The organism is Pseudovibrio axinellae, from assembly GCF_900110875.1.
In the GTDB taxonomy this organism is placed as follows: domain Bacteria; phylum Pseudomonadota; class Alphaproteobacteria; order Rhizobiales; family Stappiaceae; genus Pseudovibrio; species Pseudovibrio axinellae.
On the sequence record NZ_FOFM01000003.1, the window covers coordinates 338,504 to 364,523 of the forward strand.

General features: G+C 49.3%; 18 protein-coding genes. 6 read left to right on the forward strand and 12 right to left on the reverse strand.

The genetic code is table 11. The annotated features are described in order from the left end of the window. Nucleotide 1: 1 nt before the first annotated feature. The 5 genes from BMZ51_RS10095 to BMZ51_RS10115 all read right to left on the reverse strand — a co-directional run bounded on the left by BMZ51_RS10095 (nt 2) and on the right by BMZ51_RS10115 (nt 5,331). Nucleotides 2-937 (reverse strand): DMT family transporter, encoded by a 936-nt coding sequence (locus BMZ51_RS10095; protein ID WP_074882011.1) that lies wholly within the window; start codon nt 935-937, stop codon nt 2-4. Then, complete coding sequence (locus tag BMZ51_RS10100; protein WP_068010036.1) at nt 909-1,904, reverse strand: alanine racemase; 996 nt, start codon at nt 1,902-1,904, stop codon at nt 909-911. Before BMZ51_RS10100 ends, BMZ51_RS10095 begins: the two co-directional genes overlap by 29 nt. Then, nucleotides 1,904-3,073, reverse strand: coding sequence for a Rossmann-fold NAD(P)-binding domain-containing protein (locus tag BMZ51_RS10105; RefSeq protein WP_068010035.1), 1,170 nt, complete (start codon nt 3,071-3,073; stop codon nt 1,904-1,906). Before BMZ51_RS10105 ends, BMZ51_RS10100 begins: the two co-directional genes overlap by 1 nt. Next, the gene (locus BMZ51_RS10110) at nt 3,045-4,169 is read right to left on the reverse strand and encodes a fatty acid desaturase (RefSeq protein ID WP_175485015.1); all 1,125 of its coding nucleotides are present in this window, start codon (nt 4,167-4,169) and stop codon (nt 3,045-3,047) included. The genes BMZ51_RS10105 and BMZ51_RS10110 overlap by 29 nt, the downstream gene beginning before the upstream one ends. A gap of 277 nt (nt 4,170-4,446) precedes the next feature. Next, nucleotides 4,447-5,331, reverse strand: a complete 885-nt coding sequence (locus tag BMZ51_RS10115) for a LysR family transcriptional regulator ArgP (protein ID WP_068010032.1) — start codon at nt 5,329-5,331, stop codon at nt 4,447-4,449. Between the two features lie 100 nt (nt 5,332-5,431). On the opposite strand from BMZ51_RS10115, the gene BMZ51_RS10120 reads away from it, so the two are divergent. From BMZ51_RS10120 to BMZ51_RS10140, 4 genes are all read left to right on the forward strand, one after another. Then, nucleotides 5,432-6,037, forward strand: coding sequence for a LysE/ArgO family amino acid transporter (locus tag BMZ51_RS10120; RefSeq protein ID WP_068010029.1), 606 nt, complete (start codon nt 5,432-5,434; stop codon nt 6,035-6,037). 227 nt (nt 6,038-6,264) lie between these two features. After that, complete coding sequence (locus BMZ51_RS10125) at nt 6,265-7,812, forward strand: class I adenylate-forming enzyme family protein (RefSeq protein ID WP_068010027.1); 1,548 nt, start codon at nt 6,265-6,267, stop codon at nt 7,810-7,812. Next, the gene (locus BMZ51_RS10130; RefSeq protein WP_068010025.1) at nt 7,809-8,312 is read left to right on the forward strand and encodes a GNAT family N-acetyltransferase; all 504 of its coding nucleotides are present in this window, start codon (nt 7,809-7,811) and stop codon (nt 8,310-8,312) included. Before BMZ51_RS10125 ends, BMZ51_RS10130 begins: the two co-directional genes overlap by 4 nt. Before the next feature lie 862 nt (nt 8,313-9,174). Next, on the forward strand, nt 9,175-11,157 hold the full coding sequence (locus BMZ51_RS10140; protein ID WP_074882014.1) for a beta-galactosidase: 1,983 nt from the start codon (nt 9,175-9,177) through the stop codon (nt 11,155-11,157). Between the two features lie 140 nt (nt 11,158-11,297). Here BMZ51_RS10140 and putA read toward each other — a convergent pair whose 3' ends face one another. Beyond that, nucleotides 11,298-14,936, reverse strand: a complete 3,639-nt coding sequence (putA, locus tag BMZ51_RS10145) for a bifunctional proline dehydrogenase/L-glutamate gamma-semialdehyde dehydrogenase PutA (RefSeq protein ID WP_068010021.1) — start codon at nt 14,934-14,936, stop codon at nt 11,298-11,300. Between the two features lie 147 nt (nt 14,937-15,083). Between putA and BMZ51_RS10150 the strand changes: the two genes are divergently transcribed. After that, complete coding sequence (locus BMZ51_RS10150; RefSeq protein ID WP_068010019.1) at nt 15,084-15,536, forward strand: Lrp/AsnC family transcriptional regulator; 453 nt, start codon at nt 15,084-15,086, stop codon at nt 15,534-15,536. Nucleotides 15,537-15,683: 147 nt separating this feature from the next. Here BMZ51_RS10150 and nhaC read toward each other — a convergent pair whose 3' ends face one another. The 6 genes from nhaC to BMZ51_RS10180 form a co-directional block, all read right to left on the reverse strand. Beyond that, nucleotides 15,684-17,171: a Na+/H+ antiporter NhaC gene (gene nhaC, locus BMZ51_RS10155; RefSeq protein WP_068010018.1), complete on the reverse strand. Its 1,488-nt coding sequence runs from the start codon at nt 17,169-17,171 to the stop codon at nt 15,684-15,686. A gap of 127 nt (nt 17,172-17,298) precedes the next feature. Continuing rightward, complete coding sequence (arcC, locus tag BMZ51_RS10160) at nt 17,299-18,231, reverse strand: carbamate kinase (protein ID WP_068010017.1); 933 nt, start codon at nt 18,229-18,231, stop codon at nt 17,299-17,301. Next, complete coding sequence (gene argF, locus BMZ51_RS10165) at nt 18,231-19,235, reverse strand: ornithine carbamoyltransferase (RefSeq protein WP_068010015.1); 1,005 nt, start codon at nt 19,233-19,235, stop codon at nt 18,231-18,233. The genes arcC and argF overlap by 1 nt, the downstream gene beginning before the upstream one ends. Before the next feature lie 55 nt (nt 19,236-19,290). Next, a complete protein-coding gene (arcA, locus tag BMZ51_RS10170) occupies nt 19,291-20,517 on the reverse strand; it encodes an arginine deiminase (protein ID WP_068010013.1) in 1,227 nt (408 codons plus the stop codon). A gap of 131 nt (nt 20,518-20,648) precedes the next feature. After that, nucleotides 20,649-22,049, reverse strand: coding sequence for a YfcC family protein (locus BMZ51_RS10175; RefSeq protein WP_068010012.1), 1,401 nt, complete (start codon nt 22,047-22,049; stop codon nt 20,649-20,651). Nucleotides 22,050-22,353: 304 nt separating this feature from the next. Then, on the reverse strand, nt 22,354-23,538 hold the full coding sequence (locus BMZ51_RS10180) for a GAK system CofD-like protein (RefSeq protein ID WP_068010011.1): 1,185 nt from the start codon (nt 23,536-23,538) through the stop codon (nt 22,354-22,356). 373 nt (nt 23,539-23,911) lie between these two features. Between BMZ51_RS10180 and BMZ51_RS10185 the strand changes: the two genes are divergently transcribed. Then, on the forward strand, nt 23,912-25,738 hold the full coding sequence (locus BMZ51_RS10185) for an AMP-dependent synthetase/ligase (RefSeq protein ID WP_068010010.1): 1,827 nt from the start codon (nt 23,912-23,914) through the stop codon (nt 25,736-25,738). The last annotated feature ends 282 nt before the right edge of the window (nt 25,739-26,020 follow it).

A 26,020-nucleotide genomic window follows, 5' to 3' on the forward strand; every position in this document is an offset into this window, starting at 1 on the left:
TTCATCGACCCTTTCTATCAAACCAGTTCGCTGTGAGCTTTTCGCCGTAAAAACCGCAGACCGAGCCTGCGATCATCATACCCACTCCGATGAGGGCAGTCGGTGTCCAGGTGTAGCTTTCAAAAATAGTGGAGAGCAAAAGGGCAACAATTGGAAACAGTATGGCTGCAAAAGCAGCTTTTTCAGGACCTGTATTTTTTACGAGGCTTAAATACAGAAGATAGGCGATGGCAGTGCAAAAGATGGAAAGGTAGAGCAGGGAAGATAAGTAGGAAAAGGACAATGGAATTGCGAAACTACTCCCCTGCGCCAAGATTATAGCAAGGCAAAAAGCGGAGCCATACCACAGTCCATATGTGGTTGATGTAAGAACTGGAACGTCTTTCTTGCTAAACCGGACAGAAATCATATTGCCAAGTGAAACTAAAAAGGTAGCCAGAAAAGCAAGTATGACCCCATGAAGTCTTGCCAAAGTTTCATGTTGCAGAAATATTTCCTTATAGAATAAAAGTATAACTCCTATAAAACTCATAAGACCCCCGGCAATAATAGGTAGTTTTATTTTTGTTCCAAAGAATAGTCTGTCATTGAAGCTATTCATAAAAATAATAGTAGAAAATATTACTGAAACAAGACCGCTTTCGATGTTTATAATGGAATTATAAAATAGGTAGTAGTTAAAGGAGAACAGAAAAATCCCAAGCAATAGGAGGTAAATATGATCCTTAATTGAGAATTCAGGAGCGCTCCGCCACCTCTGATAAACGAGTGCTAAGAAGATTGCAGAGATGAGGGCCCGATAAAATATGGAGACCAAAATAGGGGTTGAGCTGAACTGGAATCGGATCGAAATCCACACGGTTCCCCAGATTATGACGGTAGAACACAGCAGGAAGAAGTTGAATTTCTTAGAGGGTTGTGAAACGGAAAGTGACATAAGGTGACATCATTAATCTGTTCAGGGAATAGTAGTTGAGCTGGAATACAACTGTACCTCTGACCTTCGGCTCCCAACTACTATCTCTCGATAGTACCAAATGATCGCTAAAGGCATGCTCAACTTTCACTCCATTGGGACAGATAAGGTCATTGGGGTTAACATCGCATAGCCCAATAGGGATAATAAGCTGCCGTCCTTTCTCTTGCATTATGTCCACCTCAAGGTGGAAGGTATTTTGCGATAACCCTTCTATCTTTTGGTTTCCAACAGAGGAGGAGATACCAAGTAATATGGCTGTTCCTAAGCGGTACTCATCAAGGGAAGCCAACAAATGGGGCTCTTTGTAAAGGGTGCCAAAGCACAATGAAGAGCCAACCGACAACCTGAGATAGTTCAGTTGCAGGTCTGCCATAAGTGCCTTTCGAAGGTCGCAGATCTGCTCGAAGGTAGCTTGATAGTGCTCAGACGTTTCCTCATTGCTCAAATAGCACGCTATGCTGTCAAGCTGCGTATAGGGAGAGCCTCTGATGAGCTCTGCAGCAGCTCTAAGTGCGCTCAACTCAAACCCTTCGCGGCCGTGACCGACATCAGCGATCAAACCTAGCTTATGGCTTTTTTTAAGTGTGTGGCAGCTGTTTATTGTCTCCGCGATCGTTGCCTGCGTACAATGAAAGGAGCTGTCTGCATACTGAACCGTTTCTGGAATTTCCGCGAGGGAAGGCGGGCGCATCAGGCAGAGTTCAGCTTTGTTTTGGTAAGTGCCCCGCAGCTGAATAATGTTCTTAAGTCGGGAGTCTCCAAGAGAGTACAGTCCCTCTTGTAAGAAGATGTCACATATTTTCTGGTTTGCACGAAGTGACTTTGTAACAACCATAGTCGTTACGTCATGCTTCTTTAAAAACTGCGAGAGAACACGGGTGTTATGACGAATACTTTCCTTGTCACAAACCAGATTTATTGTCATTATGTATCCAGTAAACTATCTAGATCACAGTATTTGAAGCCCTTTTTCTCGGCTGTGTAGGGGTGAGTTATATGTCCTTGGAAACAGACCACACCGTTTTTTAAGTATGCATCCTCCTGAAGTGCCTCAACTATTCCTTTGTTTGCAATGGAGCGCACATATTTGAATGTAGTATCGGTCAAAAGTTTGGTGGCTGTGGCGGGAACACGTGCAGGGATGTGGTCACAATTATAATGGACGACACCCATTTGTGTAGAGGTCTCCTCCAAAAGGGGGGAGGAGATACAGGTCTCAAGGAGATCCTGGTCACACGCGGTCGCATCACAAACAATGCTGCCTGGCGCCATTTTTGCAATCATCTCCTTGCAAACCAGAAATTCTAGTTTTTCTTTGGGCATATCGGGCCTGCGCACGGCGCAGTTCAATAATATATCCAGCTCTGGCATAAGCGCTGCAAGTTCCTGAACGGTTTGCTCCGGCTGATTGACGCTCATGACGAGGCTGCGAAATCGGTCTGGGTCAGGGGCGCCATCACCAAAGCGGTCACGAAGCTTTTTGCTTAGTTGTTCTGCACCGCCCTTCGTAAGGACAGTCAAATTTACATTTAAGTCTGCGAAATATTTTATGGCGGACAGGCCGATATTCCCTGCGCCAATAACCAGCACATTGCCGCCAGGTAAGAAGCGTTCGTTCGCAGGAAGAAAGACACCTTTGTTTAGTGCGGACAACTCAATAGATTTTTGGGCGAAGAGGTATCCTGTAAGGCGGCTCATTGGCTCTAGTAATGGGTAGTGCTGGTCGCCCCCGACCCACTCATAGGCGATGCCCATTACACCAGATGTGAGGAAGCGCTGAATGGTGGGAGCAGGAATATTCTCATCCAGATGAAGGTAGGTGAACAGGATCTTGTCCTGATCGTAATCCTCATACTCTTCTTCTAAGGGCGCCTTCACTTTTAAGAGAAGCTTTCCTGCCCGTATAACCTGGGCTTTCGGCCTTACAAGCGCGCCGCAGTCCAGATAGTTCTGGTCTGAAAAGCCTGATGCGAGCCCGGCCCCCTCCTCGACATAGACTTCATGTCCATCCCGAGAAAGGGTACTGGCTTGATCAGGGCGCAAAGCAACACGTAATTCGTCTGGTTTAATTTCCTTTAGGACAGAGATTCTCATCCGGCGTTTTCCCGTGACTTTTGATCATCGTAGTTCTTAAGTAACTAATTGCACTCAAAGACTTTTTCGAGTTGAAGAACAAACCGCGTGATGTGTTTTTTCCATACTCAGGCATATTATCGATAAGCAGCTGATCGGCCGCGCCCAGATAACTCCACCGCAAGTAAGGAAACAGCGAGTGGGCTAAATGATGATTATCACCGATAGGGAAAATGCTGTTCCTGATGATGGCACCGCTAATTCCCTCGTAAAGAGTTGGCCGGCAACTTGTCAGTTCCCTCTCTAAAGGGTCCATGCCGTCCACATTTTCAAACCAGCGATGCTCAACAACCTGAGAGAACCAGTAGAATTGTGGAAACACAATGAGAAGTGGGATTAAGTAAAACATCAAGAAGCCATAACCCCACCCAAGCAACAGGAATGGTGCGATTGTGGCCACAATACCAACGATCCGAAGGGTGAGGCGATAGGGCGACGTCAGATCCCTCTTGAAATGAGAGAGAATGCCACGGCACCGCTCATAGATACCCTTGGGTGTGCAGGGGTGAAAAACCCCAAGCCAGAACTTAAATTTCGAAATTCCAGGTACAAACCCAATTTCAATAAAGTCACGTAGGCCGGGATCGACGTCAAGCAAGTTGGCATTGGGGTGATGCAACACGCAATGTCGATGCCGCCGTTCCTCAGCAGAGGACATTAAAGCGGGGAACTGGAATAACGAATCGGCAAGTAGAATCTGACTTTTTTTGCTTCCACCAAGTATGCCATGGATCGCCATGTGTCCCAGCTCTTCCAGGGCGCGCAGTTGGCTGCAAATCACCCAGATAGTAAGCAAATCGAAGACAAAAAGCTGGATGTGAAAGGCGAGACCGATCATGCCGATGATCACCAGCCAGTGGCCTACAAACTGAATAGGGCCAAGGATGCTATCAAGCTTCTTGGGCCTGTAATGGCTAAAGGCACGTCTTGCGGCATGTATGTCTGTGACGCCTTTTAAGCCAGCGATTTTTCGACATTCATTCAGATGATATAGGGGGTCAAGAACGAATGCGACTAATCCTAATGCTATAAGGAGCACGAAAAAGTAATCGGTCATCACTTCTGTCCAAGTATTTTTGTTTTCTTGGTCCTTCTTAGGGACCACTGAAAATACCCCTACGTTAGTATCAGAGCAACAATCTAGAGGTTGTTGGTGAAGTGCTTTACCTCTCGATAGGTGTTTACACGCATATATCCGAGATATATCATGGGTTTATGGGTGAGGTTATAGAGCTGAATTAGAGAGTTTATGGCCAGATTGCTGACGGTCGGAATGAAAAACATTTTCAGCCTGTCACGACCACAGTTTAGCAGCGGCGACGCGTGGCGCGGTCCTAGCCTGTGAGTGCATTCTTCGCAGTTGTTCGCACGGCTTTTGTGAGAGGCTTTATGGTGTGGGCAGTTGAACGGCTGATATGCCAGTAGAGCTGCGTTTCGTAAGCTGTGTTGGGGATGAGCTCCACCAGTTTGCCCTGGTCAATCAACGGCTGGGCCAAAACCTGCGGGTTCATGCCCCAGCCGATGTGATTGACTGTGGCGTCGATGAAACCGTGACTGCTGGCAAGCCAATGGCAATTGGGAATGAACACTTCCCCAAAAACCAACTTAAGCCACTCGGTCTGCAATGTGTCCTTGTTGTTATAGGTAAGTGAGGGAGCACGCTTAAGTGCCTCTAGCGTCACGCCCTTTGCAAACCACTTCTCCATAAACTCTGGACTGGCGGTGGCTTGGTAGCGCAGCGCTCCCAGTGGGAAGCAGTCACAACCTTGGATGGGAGCAGACTCTGAGCTGACAGCGGCTTGAACCTCTCCGCGGCGCAGCCAGTTTGCACTGTGCTCTTGATCATCGATCTTCAAATCGAAGAGAAACCCGTCCACCTGCGCCAGCGCGCCAATAAACCATGTGGCGAGGCTGTCAGCGTTAACGGCGATTTGAAGACTGGCAAAGTCGCTTGTTTCGCTCGTAAAGCCGATTTCTTCTTTGGTCTGCTTTTCCAGCAACGCGACTTCATTGGCATGGCGTAGCAACCGCTCGCCTTGTGCGGTCGCGGTGCAGGGGTGCCCGCGTATCACCAGGAGGCAGCCCAGTTTCTCTTCCAGCGCCTTAAGCCTTTGGGAGATGGCAGACTGCGTAACACCAAGGTGTTGTGCGGCCTTCTCAAACGTTCCGGTAGTCAAGATAGATGCAAGAGCCATCAACTGGGAGCGGTCAAAGTACATTAGTCTCTCTAATGACAGATTATAACTATTAATTTTTATAATGAAGCGGTCCGATGTAGTCAAGCTGACAGGTACCCACGCACGACACCAAGGAAATAGAATGTCGCTCACATCAGTCGCCGCTTCTGGCTTTACGCTTGGATTAAGTTTGATTTTCGCAATTGGCTCGCAAAATGCCTTTGTCCTGCGACAAGGCCTGCGCGGAGAACATGTGTTGTTAACCTGTCTCACATGTGCTCTCAGCGATGCGTTGCTGATTACTGTTGGTGTCAGCAGTCTTTCGGTTTTGTCGGCCCAGCTTCCCATGCTGGAACCGGTAATGCGGTTTGGCGGTGCTGTGTTCCTTACAGTTTATGGTTTGCGCAGCGCTATCTCTGCCTACAAGGGCGGTGCGTCCCTCACGCCGAACGAGAGTAAAACCGGTGGTGCCTTGGGCACACTTGTGATCGTCTTATCTCTCACCTTCCTGAACCCGCACGTTTATCTCGATACAGTTCTACTCGTTGGCTCCATTGCAAGTCGTTATGTGGGCGCAGAGTACATATTCGGGCTTGGCGCTGTCGCAGCCTCTTTTGTGTTCTTTTTTGCGCTTGGGTACGGGGCCAAATTGTTGCGTCCTGTCTTTGCAAACCCAACCTCATGGAGAATTCTGGACGGGCTTATTGCGCTCATAATGTGGGCTATAGCCATCAGTTTGCTGGCCTGATCTGAAACAGCAGCACATTAATTTGCCGCCCCCTAAAAGGCCTGCAACCTGTCATTGCTGCGTTAAACAAGAGGCGTATACCAAGAATTGCAAAACACTATAGTATCCGCCCCTTGAATGATTGAGTTGAGACAACCTGATGGGCGAGTTCTTAAAACGACGAAACAGCAGGAGTGTTGCAACCAGATCGGCTCAATGAAAAACCGGCCTTTTATAGGGGGAGACCGATGAATCCAGCACAGTGGCTCGCACGCACCGCCAGTATCACACCGCAAGCACCAGCGCTCTTGCACGGGACTGAAATGGTGGCAACCTACGCGCAGTTTGGCGCACGCTCAGCCGCAATTGCTGGATCTATGCAACGCGATTTTGGCCTTGCCAAGGGAGAGCGCGTTGCCATCTTCATGAAGAACCGTACAGAGTATCTGGAGGTCAGCTACGGCATCTGGTGGGCGGGTGCGGCGGCAGTCCCGGTCAACGCAAAACTCCACCCCAAAGAAGCGGCCTGGATTATTGAGAATGCGCAGGCCTCGGCAGTCTTTATCTCCGATGATGTTGGAGAGGATCTGCTCAAAGAGATCGATCAGTCAAAGGTTAAGGTCATCTCAGTTGACCAGAGCGCTTACACTGAAATGCTCCGCGCAGAACCCCTCGCAGACCCAGTGCCGATTGATGCGCAGGATATGGTCTGGTTGTTTTACACCTCGGGCACGACCGGGCGTCCCAAAGGGGTGATGATGTCCTCGCAAAACATCCAGAGCATGATGCTTGGCTATTATGCAGGGGTCGGTACCCCGACTCACGCAGATGCAACGCTGTATGCAGCTCCCATGTCTCATGGTGCTGGAGTTTATAGCTTCATGCATGTTGTCGCTGGAGGCAGACATGTTTGTCCTGTATCTGGCGGGTTTGATGCAGCCGAAATCTTAGAAGTAGCGCCTAAAATTGGAAACATCGCCATGTTTGCAGCACCTACAATGGTGCACAGGTTGGTAGATGAGGCAAAGAAGACAGGGGGCATCGGCAAGGGGCTGGACACAATCATCTATGCTGGCGGGCCAATGTATTTCGCCGATATTGTTGATGCTGTTGATGTAATGGGGCCGCGCTTTGTTCAAATATACGGGCAGGGCGAGTGTCCCATGGCAATCACGGTGCTTAACCGTCAGCTGGTATGCGACAGAAAACACCCGCGATGGCAAGAAAGACTGCGCTCAGTTGGGGTAGCTCAAGTCGCCTCGCACGTGCGTGTGGTAGGAGAGGACATGAACGACCTGCCCAATGGTGAAGTTGGTGAGATTGTTGTGTCGGGTTCTGCGGTGATGACCGGTTATTGGGACAACGAAGAGGCAACTGCGGCCGCGATTGTTGATGGCTGGTTGAAGACTGGCGACATGGGAACACTGGATGAGGATGGGTTCCTCACGATGCGCGACCGTTCAAAAGATATGATCATCTCGGGCGGCTCCAATATCTACCCCCGCGAGGTAGAGGAAGTGCTTTTGATGCATCCAAATTTGGCTGAAGTTGCAGTTGTCGGTCGGTTTCATGAAGAGTGGGGTGAAGAGGTGGTTGCAATCATCGCTCCAGAAAAAGGGAAGACCGCAGATCTCGCAGAGCTGGATGAGCTTTGCATAGAAAACATCGCGCGTTTCAAGCGCCCAAAGCATTACATCGTTATGGATCAGCTGCCGAAAAACAACTACGGCAAGATCTTGAAAAGAGATTTGCGAGAAATGCTGAAGAACACAGAGAAAGGTGGACCAGTTCAATGAAGACCTTTGAAATACACAGTGCTCGTTCAAAGGATATTCCGCAAATCGGAACAGTCGGGTTAGCCTCTTGGGAAAGAGGAATTGCGCCACATGTGCCGCAAGCTGCTCACGATACGATGAATGAAACGTCCTTTAAAGACTTTGCAAGTGCCTGTCTGGATCAGATCGTGGTTGCGGTAAACAAGGAGCGAGTGCTCGGTTTTATTGCGACGGAAAACAGTGACAACTTCATTACAGATCTTTGGATTGATCCTGAATGTGAAAGTAAGGGCCTGGGCTCTGCTTTGGTGAGCGAAACCGAACGCCGCATCGCCGCACGTGGTTATAACACTGCTGAGATATCGGTTCTTGCTCAAAATGAGCGCGCGCTCAGTCTCTATCACCACATGGGTTACGAGGAAGTGGAACGTGCAAAAAAGTTCCATGAAAAGCTCAATTGCGAGATCAGCTACATCAAACTGCGTAAGCACCTACCATTTTACGCAGAAGAGATAGCCTGAACCCCGCTATTGCAGGCAAGGTGAACAGTTGTTGGCGGTAATGTACCGTTCCATCGTGATGCAAACCTGTCAGGCTGCCTTAGTGGCAAAATCAGCAGGCACCCTCATGGTTTTGGGGCCTGCCGCAGCACGTACATTCTGGTTGCAGACCTGGTTAAATGGCCAAACGCAAAGGTGCAAACCAACGCAGAACAAACGCAAATTGCCAAATATTGATAACTAACTGAACTCATTTATATTTTTTCGTCAATGTTCGCGGCATCTCCCATAACAACGCAAAATCGCGCAAAAAATTACTCCCCCCTCCGCAAAAAGTTATCCTCCTTATGACAGAGCCTTCAGTGTGCTTTTGTGTGCTGGCACAAGCGCCTGAGGAGCTTCCTGTGAACCGTCAAGATGGCTGCGTGGTGAAGAAGCAAAGCGGCCTCTGCATGCCTATTGCAAATGGCGGTTTGGCAAGCAGTCCCATTCACATCACTCTTTAAGATCTTTGGGTGCCACTAAATGTCCAAAGTGGCCTGCCAGAACACCCTAAAGAGCGACTTGCCGATATCTCTGGGTCAGGATTTGGCCCCGAAGGTTCCGCAGTTGATGCGCAGGGATATCTCTGGAAGGCTCAAAAACATGGATAAAGAGTCGAGCGCACTATTCGTGACGAGTTTTCTGGCTGTTTTTTGAGGTGAGCGCACACGAAAACCCTTGCCTCAAGTTGGACAGGCCAAGCGAAAAGATATTGCCGGCGAGCATAGCTTGCAAAAATAAAACTGAGACAGAGAAGGCGAGAGTATTGTCTTTTTATGCGGTTTTTGCAGCTTCAAATAAAACTCCAGGCCGTCAGTGCCAGAACTAAAAATGTGATCTCATGAGCGAAAATAAACACTTAGGTATCAGCTACTATCCAGAACATTGGCCACAAGAGTGCTGGAAGCAAGACGCAAAAGATTTGGCTGACTTGGGTATTACCTACGTGCGAATAGCAGAATATGCATGGTCCCGCATTGAGCCTGAACCTGGTGAGTTTGCATGGGAATGGCTGGATAAGGTGATTGAGACACTTGCAAGTAAAGCTTTAAAAATCATCATGTGCACCCCAACTGCTGCCCCGCCGCGCTGGATGCTGAATAAGCACCCGGATATGTTGGCAGTTGATGAGGCGAACCAACCACGCAAATTCGGATCGCGTCGCCACTATTGCTTTTCTCACGAAGGGTATCGATGGGAGTCACGTCGCATAACGGAAATTCTGGCGGACCGCTATGGCAATCACCCAGCTATTGCTGCCTGGCAAACCGATAGTGCATATGGTGGGCACGAAACAGTGCGCTCGTGGTCTCCCTCCGCACATAAGGCGTTTCAACTGTGGCTAGCGCAAAAGTACGGTAATATCAAAGCCTTAAATCAGGCATGGGGAAGTGTGTTGTGGTCTATGGAATACAACAGCTTTGAACAGATCGAGCTGCCGAACCTCACAGTGACTCAGGCGAACCCCGCACACTGTCTGGATTTCGACCGGTTCTCTTCTGATCAAGTCGCTGAATTCAATTCCGAACAAGTTGGCATTTTAAGGCAACTCGCTGCTGGCCGACCAGTCATCCATAACTTCACCGCAGATACATTTGCTTTTGATCATTACAAACTTGCTGATCAGCTCGATATCGCGGGTTGGGATTGCTATCCAATTAGCTTCCATACCCACTATCAGATGGAGAGCTCGTTTGGCACTCCAGAAGGCTATTGGGAGGACTATTTTCAGCAAGGCGACCCTGATTATCAGGCATTTCATCATGACTTGTACCGGCAGGCGGGCCACGGTCGTTTATGGGTAATGCAGATGCAATCAGGGCCTATGAATTTGGCACCCTATAATCCAGTCCCTTTGCCCGGTATGGTTCGGCTATGGAGTTGGGAAGCTTTTGCCCATGGTGCTGAAACCACAAGCTATTTCCGGTGGCGGCAAGTACCCTTTGCGCAAGAGCAAATGCATGCTGGGTTAAAGCAAACGGATAACAAACCAGCACAAGGCTATGTTGAAGTTGCACAGCTTGCGTTGGAGCTTGAGCAGCTAGGCCCATTCACACCGGCTGAAGCGCCGGTCGCGCTTGTTGTTGACTACGAAAGTCAATGGGCACACGAAGCTCAGCGATATGGGAAGGACTTCAGCTATATCCGGCTCGTCCTCGCCTATTATCGGGCGCTAAGGCAGAAGGGGGTCGATGTCGAGATCATCAGGCCACTTTCTCAAGACCTGTCGCCCTACAAGCTGGTTATCGTGCCTGCCCTGTACGCATTAAGTGAGGAGCTATCAGAGAACCTGGCAGCCTATGTCGAGTTTAACGGAGTTGTGCTTGGTGGCCCACGACTGGCACAAAAAGACGCGAACTATCAGCTCTCTCAATCCTCATTGAAACTGCCCAAACCATTTGAAGGTGTTGAGGTTTTACGAAGCAGTACAAGCCCGAAAGAGTTCTCTTGCGCTGTGCGTGATCTGGCTGATCACAACAGAGGGAAAGCCTATATCTGGCAGGAAGAAATCAGCACAAGCCTGCCAGTGCTTTTTGAAGATGAAAATAATCAGCCGGTATTTATGGGAGAAAACAACACATTTTACGTTGCAGCGTGGGCGGACCCGACCTTGATGAGCGCCATTTTAGATGAGGTGTTCAAAATCGCGAAAATCGACAAGGTGGAAATGCCAAGCGGTCTTAGAAGAAGCAAAACATCTATTGGCACGTTCTACTATAACTACTCCAAGAACACGGTAAATTTGAAAGCACTACGCTTGGCTGATGCGGCGGACTTGGACGGATTGGAACTGCCACCAGCTGGGGTCGCTCTGGTGCGATAAGTAATGATTGCTCCTTAGCAACGTCCTAACGCCGCGCATGGATGTTCTCGCTCGCATTGGGAATGGGTTCGTGCCAGCTATCAGGTGCATCTGTGTGATGTAAAAAGCCGCCCCCAAATTGAGGCGGCTTTTTCAACGACTTAACCTTCTGAAGCGGCAAGCAAGCTTGTGTTGCCACCCGAGGCAGTTGTGTCGATACACAAGTGGCGCTCCAGCTGGTAACGCTCGATCTGGTTGCGTTCCATGATGAGCTGCATCAATGCGCCATCGCGGTCCGCAAGCTCACCCTTCATCACTTTCAGGTCTTCTTCTGAGTGGTTTGCAGCAATTGCATCAATACCCTGAAGCTTTGTGAGCGTTCCCTCAGCCAACTGCCCTTCCAAAGCGACAATCGGAGCAGAGAATGAACGCAAACTCGCAGCCAGCTTTTCCGCACCTTGCCCAACAGCAATCACACTGTTACCAGCAGCCAGTGCAAGAACAACTTGGTGCTTCAAGCTTTCTGTGTCTGGCCCAAGGCACAGCACAGTGCCGCGCGGCGCACTATAAAGTCGGTTGGATTCGCCAGTCGGCCCAGGCATGTCGTAAGCCTGCTCTTGTGCGGCCCGGTGCAGCAAGTGAGCTTCTTGCTTAAACAACGTCGCCAACTCAGTGAAGCGAGCAGAGTTGCTCTCCCAATTATTGGTGCGCACTGCGCCGTGGGCTTTAAAGATATCCTCTGCTGTAAAAGACTTATGCAGCGTGACACTTTCAGCAGATTTCGTATCTGCCCGAGCGAATCTGCTTAAATAATGAGGACCACCCGCTTTCGGACCCGTGCCAGAAAGGCCCTCTCCACCAAAGGGTTGAGACCCAACGATTGCACCAATCTGGTTGCGGTTCACATAAAGGTTGCCCACCTTCACACGCTCCACAACATGCTGAACTCGGCTATCAACTCTGGTATGCAGACCGAATGTTAGACCATATCCTTGCCCGTTAATTGCATCGATTGTCTGGTCGATTTCTTCTGCTTTGAACGTTGCGATATGCAGGACCGGCCCGAAGATTTCCTCGCCAAGTTCTTCAATGCCATCTAGATGAATAAGCGTTGGAGCAACAAAATGACCTTTGTTCGGTGCCTTTAACTGCTTAAGAACACGTCCTTTTTCCGCCCACTTCTTGCAGTGCGCATCAATCTTGCTCTGTGCAGCGGCATCAATCACAGGGCCCACATCTGTCGACAATGCACTCGGGTCGCCTAGCTCAAGCTCAGCCATCGCGCCCAAAAGCATCTCTTTAAAGTCCTCAAAGATATCCTCTTGAACATAAAGCATGCGAAGTGCAGAACAGCGCTGCCCAGCACTCTGGAAACTTGAAGCGATAACATCACGAACTGCCTGCTCTGGAAGCGCAGTGGAGTCAACAATCATCGCATTCAAACCACCAGTCTCAGCAATCAACGGCGCAGTCGGACAAAGCGCATTCGCCATAGCGCGATTGATGTGTTGTGCCGTCGCTGTTGAACCCGTAAAACAAACCCCAGCAACACGTTTATCGGAAGTCAACGCTGCCCCAACTTCACCAGCGCCTGGAAGTAGTTGCAAGGCTTGGACCGGAATGCCTGCCTGGTGCATCAAGCCCACTGCATACGTCGCGATAAGCGGTGTTTGCGGCGCTGGTTTTGCAAGCACCGGGTTACCAGCTGCAAGAGCCGCAAAAATCTGGCCAGAGAAAATCGCAAGTGGGAAGTTCCACGGGGAAATGCAGGTGACCGGGCCACGTGCATCACTCTTGCCATCACGCTCTTCAAGCCGGATAGCCTCGTTGGCATAATAACGACCAAAATCAACGGCTTCACGCAGTTCGTTGATCGCGTCCATATAGGTCTTGCCAGCCTCACGCGTGAGCAGCGCAAAGATCTCTGAGGCATTTTCTTCTAGTAAATCAGCAGCTTTTCGCAGGACAACCGCACGATCTTGAGCGTTTTTCTCTGTCCATTCCTTACAACCCGCGTGGGCAGCTGTTAGCGCTGCTTCGATTTGCTCAGGGGTCGCTGTTGCAACATGACCAACAGTATCTCGCAGATCAGCCGGGTTCTTAACAGCAATAGCAGTTGCATTCTTAACCGATGCAGCAATGACCGGATGCCCTTCCCACTTGGTGGTTAAGAAGGATTTCATGCTTTCAACGTACTGCGTTTCTTGTTTCGGATCAGTCAGGTCCCAGCCCTTAGCATTTTTGCGTCCAGAGCCGTAAAGTGCTGGTGGAAGAGCAATTTTTGCATTGGAGATTTGCTCGCCATACGCTTCGATATGCATCAAAGGGTCTTGTGCGATCGCCTTCGGGCTCACGCTTTCATCGCGGATCTGATGTACAAAAGAACTGTTTGCGCCGTTCTCTAACAGACGGCGAACCAAATAAGCCAGAAGGTCTTTGTGAGCGCCAACGGGAGCATATATGCGGCAATTGGAGCCATGCTTCTTCATCGTGCGCTCGTGAAGAGCCTCACCCATGCCATGCAAACGCTGGAATTCGTAGGAGTTTAGCGGCAGGTTTTTGGCCAGCTCTAGTATGGTTGCAACACTGTGAGCGTTGTGAGTAGCAAACTGCGGGTAAATCCGATCAGTCATAGCAAGAAGCTTCTCTGCACAGACAGTGAAGGAAAGATCGGTAGAAACCTTACGCGTGAAGACTGGGTAGCCTTCAATACCCAGTGTCTGGGCGCGTTTGATTTCGGTGTCCCAGTAAGCGCCTTTCACGAGGCGAACCATGATTTTGCGGTCATATTTTTGAGCAACTGCGTATAGCCAATCGATAACGTGGGTTGCACGCGGTCCAAAGGCTTGTACAACAACACCAAAGCCATCCCAGCCTTCGGTTGCAGGGTCAGCTAAAAGAGCCTCGATCACATCAAGAGAGATATCGAGACGGTCCGCTTCTTCTGCATCGATGTTGAAGCCCATATTGGATGACTTAGCCAGCATGATCAGTGAGAGCGTCCGTGGGACCAGCTCTTTCATCACTCTCTCACGTTTTGCAAACTCATAACGTGGGTGGAGGGCTGAAAGCTTGACGGAGATACCTGGATTTTCGCGAATGCTGTGATGCTTGCAGTTGCTGGACAGCGCTGTGATAGCTTTGGAGTAGGAGAGGTGGTAGCGCTTTGCATCTGCGTCTGTACATGCTGCCTCACCAAGCATGTCGTAGGAATAAGTGAAGCCGTTGCCTTCTTCAACGCGGGCGTTGCGCATCGCTTCACGAATTGTTCTGCCAAGAACGAACTGGCGGCCAAGCTCTTTCATGGCTTGGGCAACCGCGGTCCGCACGACGGGTTCCCCCATGCGCTTAACAACACCACGGATTGTGCCGACAAGCCCCTGATCATCTGGTGCAAGTACTTTACCTGTCAAAAGCAAAGCCCACGTAGAGGCGTTGATCAGTGTTGACGATGAGCGGCCCAGATGCTCCCCCCAGGCGCTCGGGGTGATCTTGTCTGCAATCAACGCGTCGATCGTTTGAGCGTCAGGAACACGCAACAAGGCCTCCGCAAGGCACATTAACGCAATGCCTTCTTGAGTTGAGAGGCCATATTCACCGAGGAAACTCTCCATGATTGTAGGAGATGTATTCGCGCGCAAATCCTGAATTAAATCTGCCGCTCCGCGTGAGGCGCGTTCCCGCGCTGCTTCATCCATCTGTAGTGATGAAATGAGTTCCTGAACGACCTGTTTTTCATCAGGGAGATAGTTATCTCTAATCTTGTCGCGGATAATTTCCGGCGTTGCCTCTGAACCCATGCCGTGCTCCCTACTATCAAATACCTATTGTTGAGCTGACATTAGCAAAATACCCATAGGGATGTTTCCTGTATTTTTTGATGGTAAAGACTATTCGACTTTGATATTTATTAGACATGGTGATTTTGAATACAAAAACGGTATATCATGGAGAAACTGGACGATTTCGATCGCAAAATTCTGGAAGAATTACAAAAATGTGGGCGTACAACGGTCACTGACCTGGCGAAAAAGGTAGGACTGTCGAAAACGCCTTGCCAGATCCGTATGAAAAAACTGGAGGATGCTGGCTATATCCTTGGTTATCGGGCGGAGGTTGACCACACCAAACTAGGAGCAGGTCATATCGCGTTTGTGCAGGTCAAGCTCAATGACACCCGTTCCAGGTCTCTGGAGGCCTTCAATGCGGCAGTGCGCAATATTCCGGAGATCGAGGAATGTCATATGATTGCCAGCGGCTTTGATTACCTCCTGAAAGTACGGACAAAAGACATTGTGAGCTATCGAAGGGTCCTTGGTGAAAAACTCTCAGAAATGCCCCATGTTGCACAAACATCCACGTTCGTGTGCATGGAGCAGGTGAAGGATAGGCCTATCTAATAAGCCGCTCGTCGCATCGTCTAGCTGTAAAAGCGTCAGGTGTGCCACAGTGCTTTGAGTATCAATCCTTGACGTATTCAAATGCTACATACCGTCGGTCTCTTGGGCGGATGCTGCTAAGCGAAGTCGAACGGTTACAATGGACTGTTATTCGACCTTTTGCTCATCATCTGGCAGTACAATTCGCTCTGGTTTGTGATCGGTCATCGTTAGCATACGCCACCCCATGACCGCAAAGAGAACGGTCAGAATTGGGCTGGCAATATTGAAGACTGCAAATCCGGCAAAAGCAAGTGTTGGCACCCCAAGCGTCGCAGCCATGTAAGCGCCACAACTGTTCCAGGGAATGAGAGCCGATGTCACGGTCGCACTGTCGCCAACCGCCCGGGAAAGAACTTCAGGTCGAAGTCGGCGAAGGCGGAAAGACTTGCGGTACATGCGGCCAGGGATCACGATTGCAATATATTGATCTGCAGCAAGGATATTTGTCGCGATTGCAGTTGAAACCAAGGATAAAACAAGAGCACCAGTTGTTTTTGCAGCTCGTAAGATAGGCCCGATGATCCGGTCCAGTATGCCCGCTTTTTCAACAACGCCGCCAAAGGCTAACGCTGTCATGATCAACCAGATGGTTGTCAGCATGTTACCCATGCCACCACGGCTTAGAAGCGCATCAATGGAAGGATCGCCCGTCACACTCACATAGCCATTGGACATGGCAATCCAGACGCCCTTTGTCATTTCAAGGGCATAGGGAAGGTGAGGCGTAGAGCCCAAAGCGATGACCTTGTCTGGCTCCATCACAACAGCATAAAGGCCGCCAAATAACGCGCCTATAAAGATAGTCGTAAACGGTGGGTAGCGAACAAGGGCTAAGCCTAACACCAGCACCAGCGGTAGGAAGTTAAGCAGGGTAATGTCATAGTAGCGTTCGATGCTGGTCAAAGTCTCTTGTGCAACAAAATCTCCTGGTTTCCCAAGCCACCAAAAAACAACGAGCGCAATTGCAAGTGCCGGTATTGATGTCCAAAGGTTCTCTTTGATATGGGCGTAAAGATTTGAGCCAGCAGCGGCGGTTGCCAGGTTAGTAGCGTCAGATAGAGGAGAGGATTTATCTCCGAAATAGGCGCCAGAAAGGACCGCACCGGCAGTGATTGCGGGGTCCAGCCCCATTTTGGTCGCTATGCCCATCAATCCGATGCCAATTGTTCCAGCAACGGTCCATGAACTGCCGATGCTGACAGAAACTAATGCGCAGATAATGACTGTGGTGAAGTAAAAGTAATTTGGGCTAAGTATCTGTAATCCATAATAAACCATTGCCATGATAGTGCCTGACATAGCCCAGGTTCCAATAAGGGACCCCACCGCAAGCAGAATAAAAATTGCGTGCATTCCTGTGCTGACGCTATCAACAACAGCATCTTTTAGTTCATCAAATTGGAAGCCGTGTGTGAGTGCAACAAAGGTCGCGATTAATGCACAAAATAGAAGGGCAATCTGGTTTGGTCCGGAGGATGCTTCATCTCCGAATAAATAGTAGGAGAGCGCAAGTAAACTGATTAGTGCGACAACAGGGATCACGGCTCCGATGAGCGTCATCTTTTGAAAACTTGGAACTGGCACGTTGGCCATATGCAGTTCGTCCTTTCCGTTCCTGTTCTTGTCGTGTGCGGAGCAGCACCCAAGGCCATAAAGCTACTTAGCGCCAGTCTTTCGATCGAGGTAGCTATTAGGTTTGTTCAGCCTTGGGGCTGGCAATCTAGTAAAATGTGGTCTCCCCTGCATCCACAGCGATTGATGTGCCTTTCTGCCCCAAGATGGCTTGCGGAACTTCCGAAAGGGTGCAGATAATGGCTTTCTTTCCTGTTTTACGGGCGAAGGTTTGTGCGGCTTCCACTTTGGGACCCATCGATCCGGCTGCAAAGCCATAAGCATCGAGTGCATCTGGGGAGGCTGATCGGATTGCTCGTTGGCTTGGGGTGCCCCAATCCAAATAAACGGCATCAGCATCTGTTGCCATAACGTAAATGTCAGCTTCGATCTCTTTAGCAAGCAGTCCAGAGCACCTGTCTTTGTCGATAACGCACTCGACACCGACGAGTTTTTTCTCTTCGTTATACATGGTTGGAATACCGCCACCACCAGCTGCAATTACAAGTACATCATGGTCAAGCAGCCACTTGATCGGCCTTATCTCGAAGATCTGTTTTGGCATTGGGCTTGGGACAACGCGCCTCCACTTATCTCCATCCTCTCGGATGGACCAGCCTTTTTCCTTGGCAAGTTTGTGGGCTTCTTCCTTGGTGTACAGTGGGCCAATTGGTTTGGTAGGATCTTTAAAAGCCGGATCCGTGGGGTCCACTTCGACCTGTGTGAGTATTGTGGCGAATGGCTTTTCAAATGGCAGAAGGTTTCCTAGCTCCTGCTCAATCATGTAACCAATCATGCCGACGGTTTCAGCTCCCAACACATCAAGGGGGTAGGTTTCTACCTGCTCGTAGGCTGCACCTTGTAAGGCCAATAGTCCAACCTGTGGGCCATTTCCATGCGTGATGACAACATGATGTCCATTACCGCAAAGCGGAGCGAGCGCTTCAGCAGCAATACGAGCGTTGTTCCTTTGGTTTTCGGCGGTCATTGCCTCTCCGCGTCGCAGAAGAGCATTGCCGCCAAGAGCGACGACAACACGCATTACCGGCCTCCAATCGTGGCAACCATGATGGCTTTGATGGTGTGAAGTCGGTTCTCCGCTTGTTCAAATGCCAGATTACGGTCTGACTCAAAGACGTCGTCTGTGACTTCCATCTCTGAAATGCCAAACTTCTGGAAAATATCCTCGCCGACCTTCGTCTCGCGGTTATGGAATGCTGGCAAGCAATGCATGAAGAACGTATTCGAATTTCCAGTGCCTTCCATCAGCTCTGTGTTGACCTGATAATCGCGAAGCAGCTTAATCCGAGTTTCCCAAACATCTGCAGGTTCACCCATGGAAACCCATACATCGGTGTGAATGAAATCGACACCTTCGGTTCCCTTTTTAGGGTCGTCGGTGATTGTTATACGCGCTCCGTAGCGCTTCGCATTTGCTTCAGCGATTTTGAGTACATCTGGCTCAGGTTGAAGTTCTTTGGGAGCAACTATGCGTACGTCACATCCGCACAGTGCACCAAGCATCAAGAGTGAGTTGCCCATGTTGTTGCGCGCGTCGCCCATATAAGCGAATGAAATCTCATGCAGAGGTTTTGAACTATGCTCGGTCATTGTAAGCATGTCGGCCAGCATCTGCGTTGGATGCCAGTCGTCTGTGAGACCGTTGTAGACCGGAACACCTGCAAATTCAGAAAGCGTTTCAACGGCCTTTTGCCCTGAGCCACGAAACTCGATTGCATCAAACATACGGCCAAGGACACGTGCAGTGTCTTTCATGGATTCCTTATGGCCGATTTGTGAGCCGGATGGATCCAAATATGTGACATGGGCACCTTGATCGTGAGCTGCAACCTCAAATGCACAGCGTGTGCGGGTTGAGGTCTTTTCAAAGATCAGACAAATGTTTTTTCCAACAAGTGTCTGCCGTTCTGATCCAGAGTATTTAGCTCGTTTGAGGTCACGGGCGAGGTCTAGCATGAAAAGGACTTCACGTTGGCTGAAGTCTTTTAGCTTGAGGTAACTGCGACCTTTAAGGTTGAAAGCCATTGTTCTTACTCTCCATCTCTTGGATGTTCTTGTTGTTCAACGGAGGTTGAGAAGACTAGAATTGAACCGATTCTCGAATTGTGGGGCATGTCATGCAATGGCCGCCGCCGCGCCCACGACCGAGCTCTGAGCCGTCAATGGCAATGACTTCAACGCCCGCACGTTGTAGCTTCGAGTTTGTGTAGGTGTTTCGACGATATGCGACGACGACTCCAGGTTCGATGCAGACAACGTTGTTGCCATCGTCCCATTGTTCGCGCTCTTGATCGTATGCGTTGCCGCCTGTGGTCACGACGTTCAACTTTTTAATGCCAAGTGAGTCAGCAACCACATCGAACAAATGACCATCTTCCTGCCGGTAGTCTACTGACTCGGGCGTGTCACCTGGACGAATGGAGAAACAAATGATTTCGTCACAGACACCAGTGAAAGCGGTTGCTTTATCACGGTCAAGAAGCGTGAAGACGGTATCCAGATGCATTGCAGCGCGGCTCTTTGGCATCTGACAGGCAATCACACGGGTGGCTGCATCGTTGCGGAATAAAGCACGTGCCACCTGACCCACAGCTTGCGGCGTTGTCCGCTCTCCCATGCCGATCAAAACCACGCCATTGCCAATTGGCATTACATCCCCGCCCTCTACGGTGGATTCGTGGAAGTTCTTAGCGGGGTCGCCCCACCAGAAATTCACTTTACCTTTGAAGTGGGGGTGATGCCTATAGATCGCTGTGGCCAGCAACGTTTCGTTTTGCCGAGCCTGCCAAAACATGGGATTAAGTGTCACCCCGTTGTAAATCCAGCACGTCGTATCTCGCGTAAAGAGCGTGTTTGGTAACGGTGGGATGACGAAATCATTCGGCTCAAGATAGCTGCCAAATACGCCTGTCGGCTGGAAGCCAAGCTCACACCTTGCGATGCCACCGATGAGATGGTCTGCAAGAAATTTCTCTGGCTGTTCAAAGAGCCATGCGCGCAGATCCTCTGCCATACCATAGCCGACACGATGGTGCGTGACACGGTGTTCTAACACCCACTTCCGAGCTTCGGGGTCCTCAAGCGTTTCGGTTAGGAGATTGTGCATCTCCAGCACGTTCACACCACGCTCCTCCATTCTAAGGCAGAAGTCGTAATGGTGCTTTTGCGCCTCCCGCACCCAGATGACATCGTCAAACAAGAATTCCTGACAGTTGCCGGGAGTAAGGCGCATATGCGCCAATCCGGGACGGCAAACCAATACTTCTTTTAGTTTGCCAACTTCTGAATGGACACCAAATTCAGTCATGTTGCAGGCTCCGTTCCAAAATTCTTATGTTTGCGAGGTTGATCCCTCTTTGTGTCAGTTCAAAGGTTTGTTCTGTGCCTCTCTGGCGTGCCCGTTTGCGGTGGCGACCCCGCAATCTTGGGAGGTCGTCCTTAAACGCTAAGGGAAAGGGCGAGAGAGATTAGGACGAACAGGATAACGACGAGCGGGATCGCGAAGCGAAGCCATTTATCGTAAGGTACGCGGCCAATCGCCAACCCTCCCATCACAACAGCGAACGTGGGGTTGAACAGGTTCAACAGTCCACTAGCAGACTGGAAGGCTGTGACAACAAGCTCGGCGCCAACATTTGAGAACCCTGCCAATGGTGCCATGATCGGCATGGATAAAACAGCAAGGCCAGACGAAGATGGAACGAAGAATGAAAGCACAAGTTCAAGCCAGAACATGACATTAATAAAGGCGACTTTGCTCAGACCGCTCACGGCCTGTTCGGACCAGTAAAGAACAGTGTCTGTTATGGACCCGGCGTCCATCACAACCACGATACCGCGTGCAACGCCAATGATCAGTGCAACGCCAAGCAAGTCTCTAGCGCCATCAAGGAAGTTATCGACGAATTCGTGTTCACCTTGCCGAGCAACAATACCCACCAAAATTGAGGCAGCCAGGAAGAGCGCAGACATTTCACCCATCCACCAGCCAAGGGCTGCCACGCCATAGATCAGCAGCGCAAAGGTGAACACGAAGATTGCCATAATCCAACCGTGCTTATGGGTGAAGTCTGGAATGTCCTCTTTGGAAACGCCTTGGAGAAAGTGCTTTTCGTTTTCTTCCTTCATCTCCGCAACGAGGGAGGTTGTGTGGTCTGCTTTGACTTTAGCAGCGTAACGCATCACCCAAGCTACACAGATCAGCCATCCAACGATCAAAATCAGGAAACGAAGTATGATGCCATCGGTGAAAGGAACGCCAGCAGCGTTGGAAGCGATCACTGTTGCAAATGGATTAATTGTAGAGCCAAGCGTACCCATACCTGCACCGAGCATGATAACGGCTACACCTGTCATTGAATCATACCCGGCGCGGATCATGACGGGAATAATGAGAGCGTAGAACGCAAGGCTCTCCTCCGCCATCCCATATATCGTGCCTCCTGCTGCAAAGAAGGCCATCAATATAGGGATCATGAGGTTCTCTCGCCCCTTTAACGCCGTCATGACTTTTGCAATTCCGGCATCAATCGCACCAGTGCGTGTAACGACCATAAGAAAGCCACCAATTACAAGCACGAAGGCGGCAACATCAATCGCGTTGGCTGTATATGAGATTGGGTCATACAACCCTGCAATTGGGGCCATGAATACTTCAACAGGCCCTTGCGGGTTGGCCTCCACCAAATGGTAAGTTCCCGGTACTGGGACTTCTTTTTCCAACACTGGATTGACAACCCGGTCATATTTACCTGCGGGCACAAACCAGGTCGCAAGTGCAACCAAAATGATAAGACCAAATAGAATTGTAAATGCGGTTGGAAATTTGAACTTCGACATTTGATTTTCCGCTTAGTTATTTGTCGAATATAGTCATGGGTTCACTACCTAATATCTAACGCTATACAACCGTCAATAGGTATTCATTTTCTTGATTAAGCGGCGTTACAAACAAAAAGTGGATTTGATCTATATAAATTTTAAGTAATTATATGCGTTTGTTTTGGGGTGTATATATTGTTGGGAGTAGATGTCGGGAGATGTCTAATAACAAGTCGCTGCAAACTAAAACGCTTGCAGCATTATTTACTTGTTTGGAGAAAAGGTAGGGAATTTAAAATCAGCTAACTGAAGTGAAATTATGTCACAAGAAACTCAATAGCATGCACACTAGTTTTTCGGGATCGTAATAAGGATTGGATTGTGCGCTTGTCAGATCAGCACCAATAAGGGAAATGCCTTGTGCTTCCAAGGCGGCCCAGTCAAATTCCGCAGCGTATTTTTCGTCGGTAATTACAAAATTCAGCAGTTTATCAGTTGGCGTGTCTTGACCTGCATCCGCCCGCAGGTGCTTCAAGAGAGCATCAATCGTTTCGTTGGGACTCATCCCAAATTGCTCAGGGTCTCGCCCAAGATTGGGAATATAGACTTTAGGGTTCGCGCTGCGAGCGATTGCCTTGCCTACCCCTTTAGGGAGCAGGTTGGCGACCAAACTACTGTGAAAGCTACCAGGTGGATAACAAATCATATCAGAAGTTTCGATAAGGTGCTGTTTCTTTGGGGAAACTTCTATCTCAACAGGGTCACCACCTGCTAGGGAACGGGTCAGGTAAGTTCGATTAATTCGGCTTGCGATCGGCGCGCTCTCTTTACCGGACATGCCGTGCTGACCTACGATGACTTCGCCGGAGTCAAGTTCTACAGCAAGGTGAAGACGTGCATCCACCGTTGCCAGAACGGTCCCCAGTGTGTTCACCAACTTAGAAAATAGGAAGATGATCGGATCAAGTTTTTGGTTGTTATTTAGATACCCGCCCGCAAGGATCAGGTTGCCAATACTTGCACCACGCAGGTCAAAATTAGACGGCATCGCATCGTGGAAGAAGCCGAGCTGGTTGCAAATTAATCGGCGCATTGGGTTCGGAACCCGCGAGATAAGATGATCGTGTCCCTCAAGAAGGTCAACCAATTCGCCAAGAAGGACGTCTTGGGAGGCTTCCTTTGGAAATCGATGGGTGAAAAGGCGGTAAATCTCAGACTGACCTAAAACACTTTCATCTGCGAGCGCAATCAGCCTGGAGCGTAAATCTCCAATTGCCGGCATTCCGAATGCATGACGCAAAACTGCAGAGCTGCCTCCGCTATCAAATGGCGTCATGAAATGAATGGAGTTGTGTGTATATTGCTTTAGCGCGCGCGCAGTTGGATTGAGAGCGCTGCCACCACTGAAAAATAAAAGGGTAGGCCCTAGTTCTGGAAGGCGTTTATAGCGACTGATGCGAACCGGATCTGGGAGGTTAAGACCGCGAGTAACACTGAACTTCTGCATTAAAAACTTGCCTGCCTTTGAGTTTTCCAGAACTTCTTATCATCAGAGAGCTATTAAATCTGTTTATCGTCAAATTGTCCAACTTAATGATCTAAATGCGAAGCATCCCCAGAGAACTTTATGGAAAAAGAGGGAGGTTGGAATGCCTCTAAGAAGCATTTAAGTATATCTTGAATTAGATATATCAGTAGTTATGTAAAATCTCTGTCAAATCAAAAATGAATATTCGTGGCTCATGAACCAGAGAGCTATAAATTAGAGGAAATACTTGTAGATATTGTGGGTTTGAAGGCTGTTTCTGGTATTGGTATTTGACACAAGCAAATTCAGAGGATGTAAAGCTCTGGAAATAATTAAAAATAGAGAGAATAGCATGAGTTCGCAGGCGCAGCCCGTTACTCACACCAAAGCTGAAAAAGCTTTCAAGTCGATCCCAAAAGCATTCACAGAAACTGCAGAGCGGCTGGCAGAAAAGCCCGCGTATTTTGTACGTGGCGAGGCGACCTGGGAAGTTACGAGTTGGAGCGAATATGGTCAACAGGTGCGCAATGCGGCGAAGGCATTGCTAGCACTTGATGTGAAGCCAGGCGATGTTGTTTGTATCCTGAGTTACAACCGGCCGGAGTGGACCATTCTGGATGTTGCAGCCATGATGATCGGTGCTATTCCAACGGGCATATATTGGACATCTGCGGCCCCAGAAATAAATTATATTCTGCGCCATTCACAAGGTCGCATTTTGCTGGCTGAGAACAAGTGTCAGCTTAAAGGTATCACTGAACCAGCGGAAAATATGCGCCATCTGCGCAAGATAATTCGTTTGGATGGGCGCGTTGAGAATCCGGACCAGTATACATGGGCAAGCTTCATGTCATTGGGTGAAAACAGCCCAGGACTGGAAGCGGAGCTCGACCAGCGCCTCAACGAAATCAAAGCGTCAGATATCGCACTCCAGATCTACACATCTGGTACAACAGGTTTGCCAAAAGCGGTCCAAATCAGTCACGGAGCAATTCGTGCAGAGTCGGATGCGCTGAACCATGCCGTAGGGCCAACGCCTGCAGACCGTTATATTTCATATTTGCCTATGGCGCATATTGCAGAACAGTGCGCAACCATCATCCAAGCCTGTGATACAGGCTACCCGGTCTACTATGCGAAGTCTGTGACCAGTCTGGGCGAGCATCTGCCAGAAGTCAGACCAACCGTAACTTTTGGCGTCCCAAGGATTTTTGAAAAAATCCACGAAAAGATTGAAAAGCAGCTCAATCAGGAAAAAGGCTTTAAAGGCAAACTCATCCAATGGGCGCTCAAAACGAGTAGCCAATGGCACAGCGCGACCCTTTCTGGCAAATCAGCTGGTTTGGTGTTGACTACAAAGAAGAAAATCGCAAATCGGCTCGTGCTTGATAAAATTAAATCCAAGATTGGTCTTGATCAAATGCGCATGCTCGTGAGTGGCGGTGCTCCGGTATCTAGGCGAATTTTAGATGCGTTCACAGGTCTCGATCTTGTTATTCGCGAAGTCTATGGACAATCCGAGAACTGTGGAGGTGCCACAATTAACACGGTTGAGGCGACGCGTTTGGGGTCTGTGGGGAAGCCGATGGAGGGGGTGACGATCAAGGTTGCTGCTGACGGTGAGATCCTCTGCAAGGCGGACACCAATTTCTCTGGTTATGCGCACGACCCAGCTGCAACTGATGAGACCTTGCGCAACGGTTGGCTCTACAGTGGTGATATTGGGTATTTGGATAAAGACGGGTATGTTTTTATCACAGGCCGAAAGAAAGAGATTATCATCACGTCTGGCGGTAAAAATATCTCTCCAACCTTGCTTGAACACGACCTTATGGAAATTCCGTTGGTTGAGTACGCAGTTGTTGCAGGAAACAATCAGACATTTTTGAGCGCACTGCTCACCATCGAAAGCCAGATGGCGCAACGCTTTGCAACAGAAAATAATATCAACCCTGAAGATGTATTGAAATCTGACCAGCTGAGAAGTGTAGTGCAAGCTGGGATCAACAAAGTGAACGCCCGGCACTCTCGAGTTGAACGCATTCGTAAGTTCGAAATTCTTCCTACAGGGTTCTCGATTGATACTGGAGAGTTAACTTCAACCTTAAAGATTAAACGCGCAAAAGTACTTTCCAATCATACGGATGCGCTGGACAATATCTATAAACACGACGCCTGATTAAGCTTTGCAAACTTCCCCTTGGTTCAATTGTGGTTTCCAAGGGGGAACGAGGAAAGCCTCAGAATATCAATTTTCGCCAAGAAAGCGGCCACCGGCGATTTATAGAGAGAGGTGCTAGCATACCTAAAGTCCGGTGCGATACGGTGGTCACGGATTGACGTGAGAGCAATGTCATGTTGCGCAGCTTTCAGCAAAATTAACGACCCAATTTGGTCAATGCCTAAGGCTCGGCCCTCCTTATGAATAGATACTGTTGGAAGCAACGAATAATTTAATTGT

What these genes read in the sequence shown, in the direction of transcription:
- BMZ51_RS10095 (WP_074882011.1), bottom strand. Translation starts at nt 937, where the DNA reads ATGTCACTTTCCGTTTCACAACCCTCTAAGAAATTCAACTTCTTCCTG.
- BMZ51_RS10100 (WP_068010036.1), bottom strand. Translation starts at nt 1,904, where the DNA reads ATGACAATAAATCTGGTTTGTGACAAGGAAAGTATTCGTCATAACACC.
- BMZ51_RS10105 (WP_068010035.1), bottom strand. Translation starts at nt 3,073, where the DNA reads ATGAGAATCTCTGTCCTAAAGGAAATTAAACCAGACGAATTACGTGTT.
- BMZ51_RS10110 (WP_175485015.1), bottom strand. Translation starts at nt 4,169, where the DNA reads ATGACCGATTACTTTTTCGTGCTCCTTATAGCATTAGGATTAGTCGCA.
- BMZ51_RS10115 (WP_068010032.1), bottom strand. Translation starts at nt 5,331, where the DNA reads ATGTACTTTGACCGCTCCCAGTTGATGGCTCTTGCATCTATCTTGACT.
- BMZ51_RS10120 (WP_068010029.1), top strand. Translation starts at nt 5,432, where the DNA reads ATGTCGCTCACATCAGTCGCCGCTTCTGGCTTTACGCTTGGATTAAGT.
- BMZ51_RS10125 (WP_068010027.1), top strand. Translation starts at nt 6,265, where the DNA reads ATGAATCCAGCACAGTGGCTCGCACGCACCGCCAGTATCACACCGCAA.
- BMZ51_RS10130 (WP_068010025.1), top strand. Translation starts at nt 7,809, where the DNA reads ATGAAGACCTTTGAAATACACAGTGCTCGTTCAAAGGATATTCCGCAA.
- BMZ51_RS10140 (WP_074882014.1), top strand. Translation starts at nt 9,175, where the DNA reads ATGAGCGAAAATAAACACTTAGGTATCAGCTACTATCCAGAACATTGG.
- putA (WP_068010021.1), bottom strand. Translation starts at nt 14,936, where the DNA reads ATGGGTTCAGAGGCAACGCCGGAAATTATCCGCGACAAGATTAGAGAT.
- BMZ51_RS10150 (WP_068010019.1), top strand. Translation starts at nt 15,084, where the DNA reads ATGGAGAAACTGGACGATTTCGATCGCAAAATTCTGGAAGAATTACAA.
- nhaC (WP_068010018.1), bottom strand. Translation starts at nt 17,171, where the DNA reads ATGGCCAACGTGCCAGTTCCAAGTTTTCAAAAGATGACGCTCATCGGA.
- arcC (WP_068010017.1), bottom strand. Translation starts at nt 18,231, where the DNA reads ATGCGTGTTGTCGTCGCTCTTGGCGGCAATGCTCTTCTGCGACGCGGA.
- argF (WP_068010015.1), bottom strand. Translation starts at nt 19,235, where the DNA reads ATGGCTTTCAACCTTAAAGGTCGCAGTTACCTCAAGCTAAAAGACTTC.
- arcA (WP_068010013.1), bottom strand. Translation starts at nt 20,517, where the DNA reads ATGACTGAATTTGGTGTCCATTCAGAAGTTGGCAAACTAAAAGAAGTA.
- BMZ51_RS10175 (WP_068010012.1), bottom strand. Translation starts at nt 22,049, where the DNA reads ATGTCGAAGTTCAAATTTCCAACCGCATTTACAATTCTATTTGGTCTT.
- BMZ51_RS10180 (WP_068010011.1), bottom strand. Translation starts at nt 23,538, where the DNA reads ATGCAGAAGTTCAGTGTTACTCGCGGTCTTAACCTCCCAGATCCGGTT.
- BMZ51_RS10185 (WP_068010010.1), top strand. Translation starts at nt 23,912, where the DNA reads ATGAGTTCGCAGGCGCAGCCCGTTACTCACACCAAAGCTGAAAAAGCT.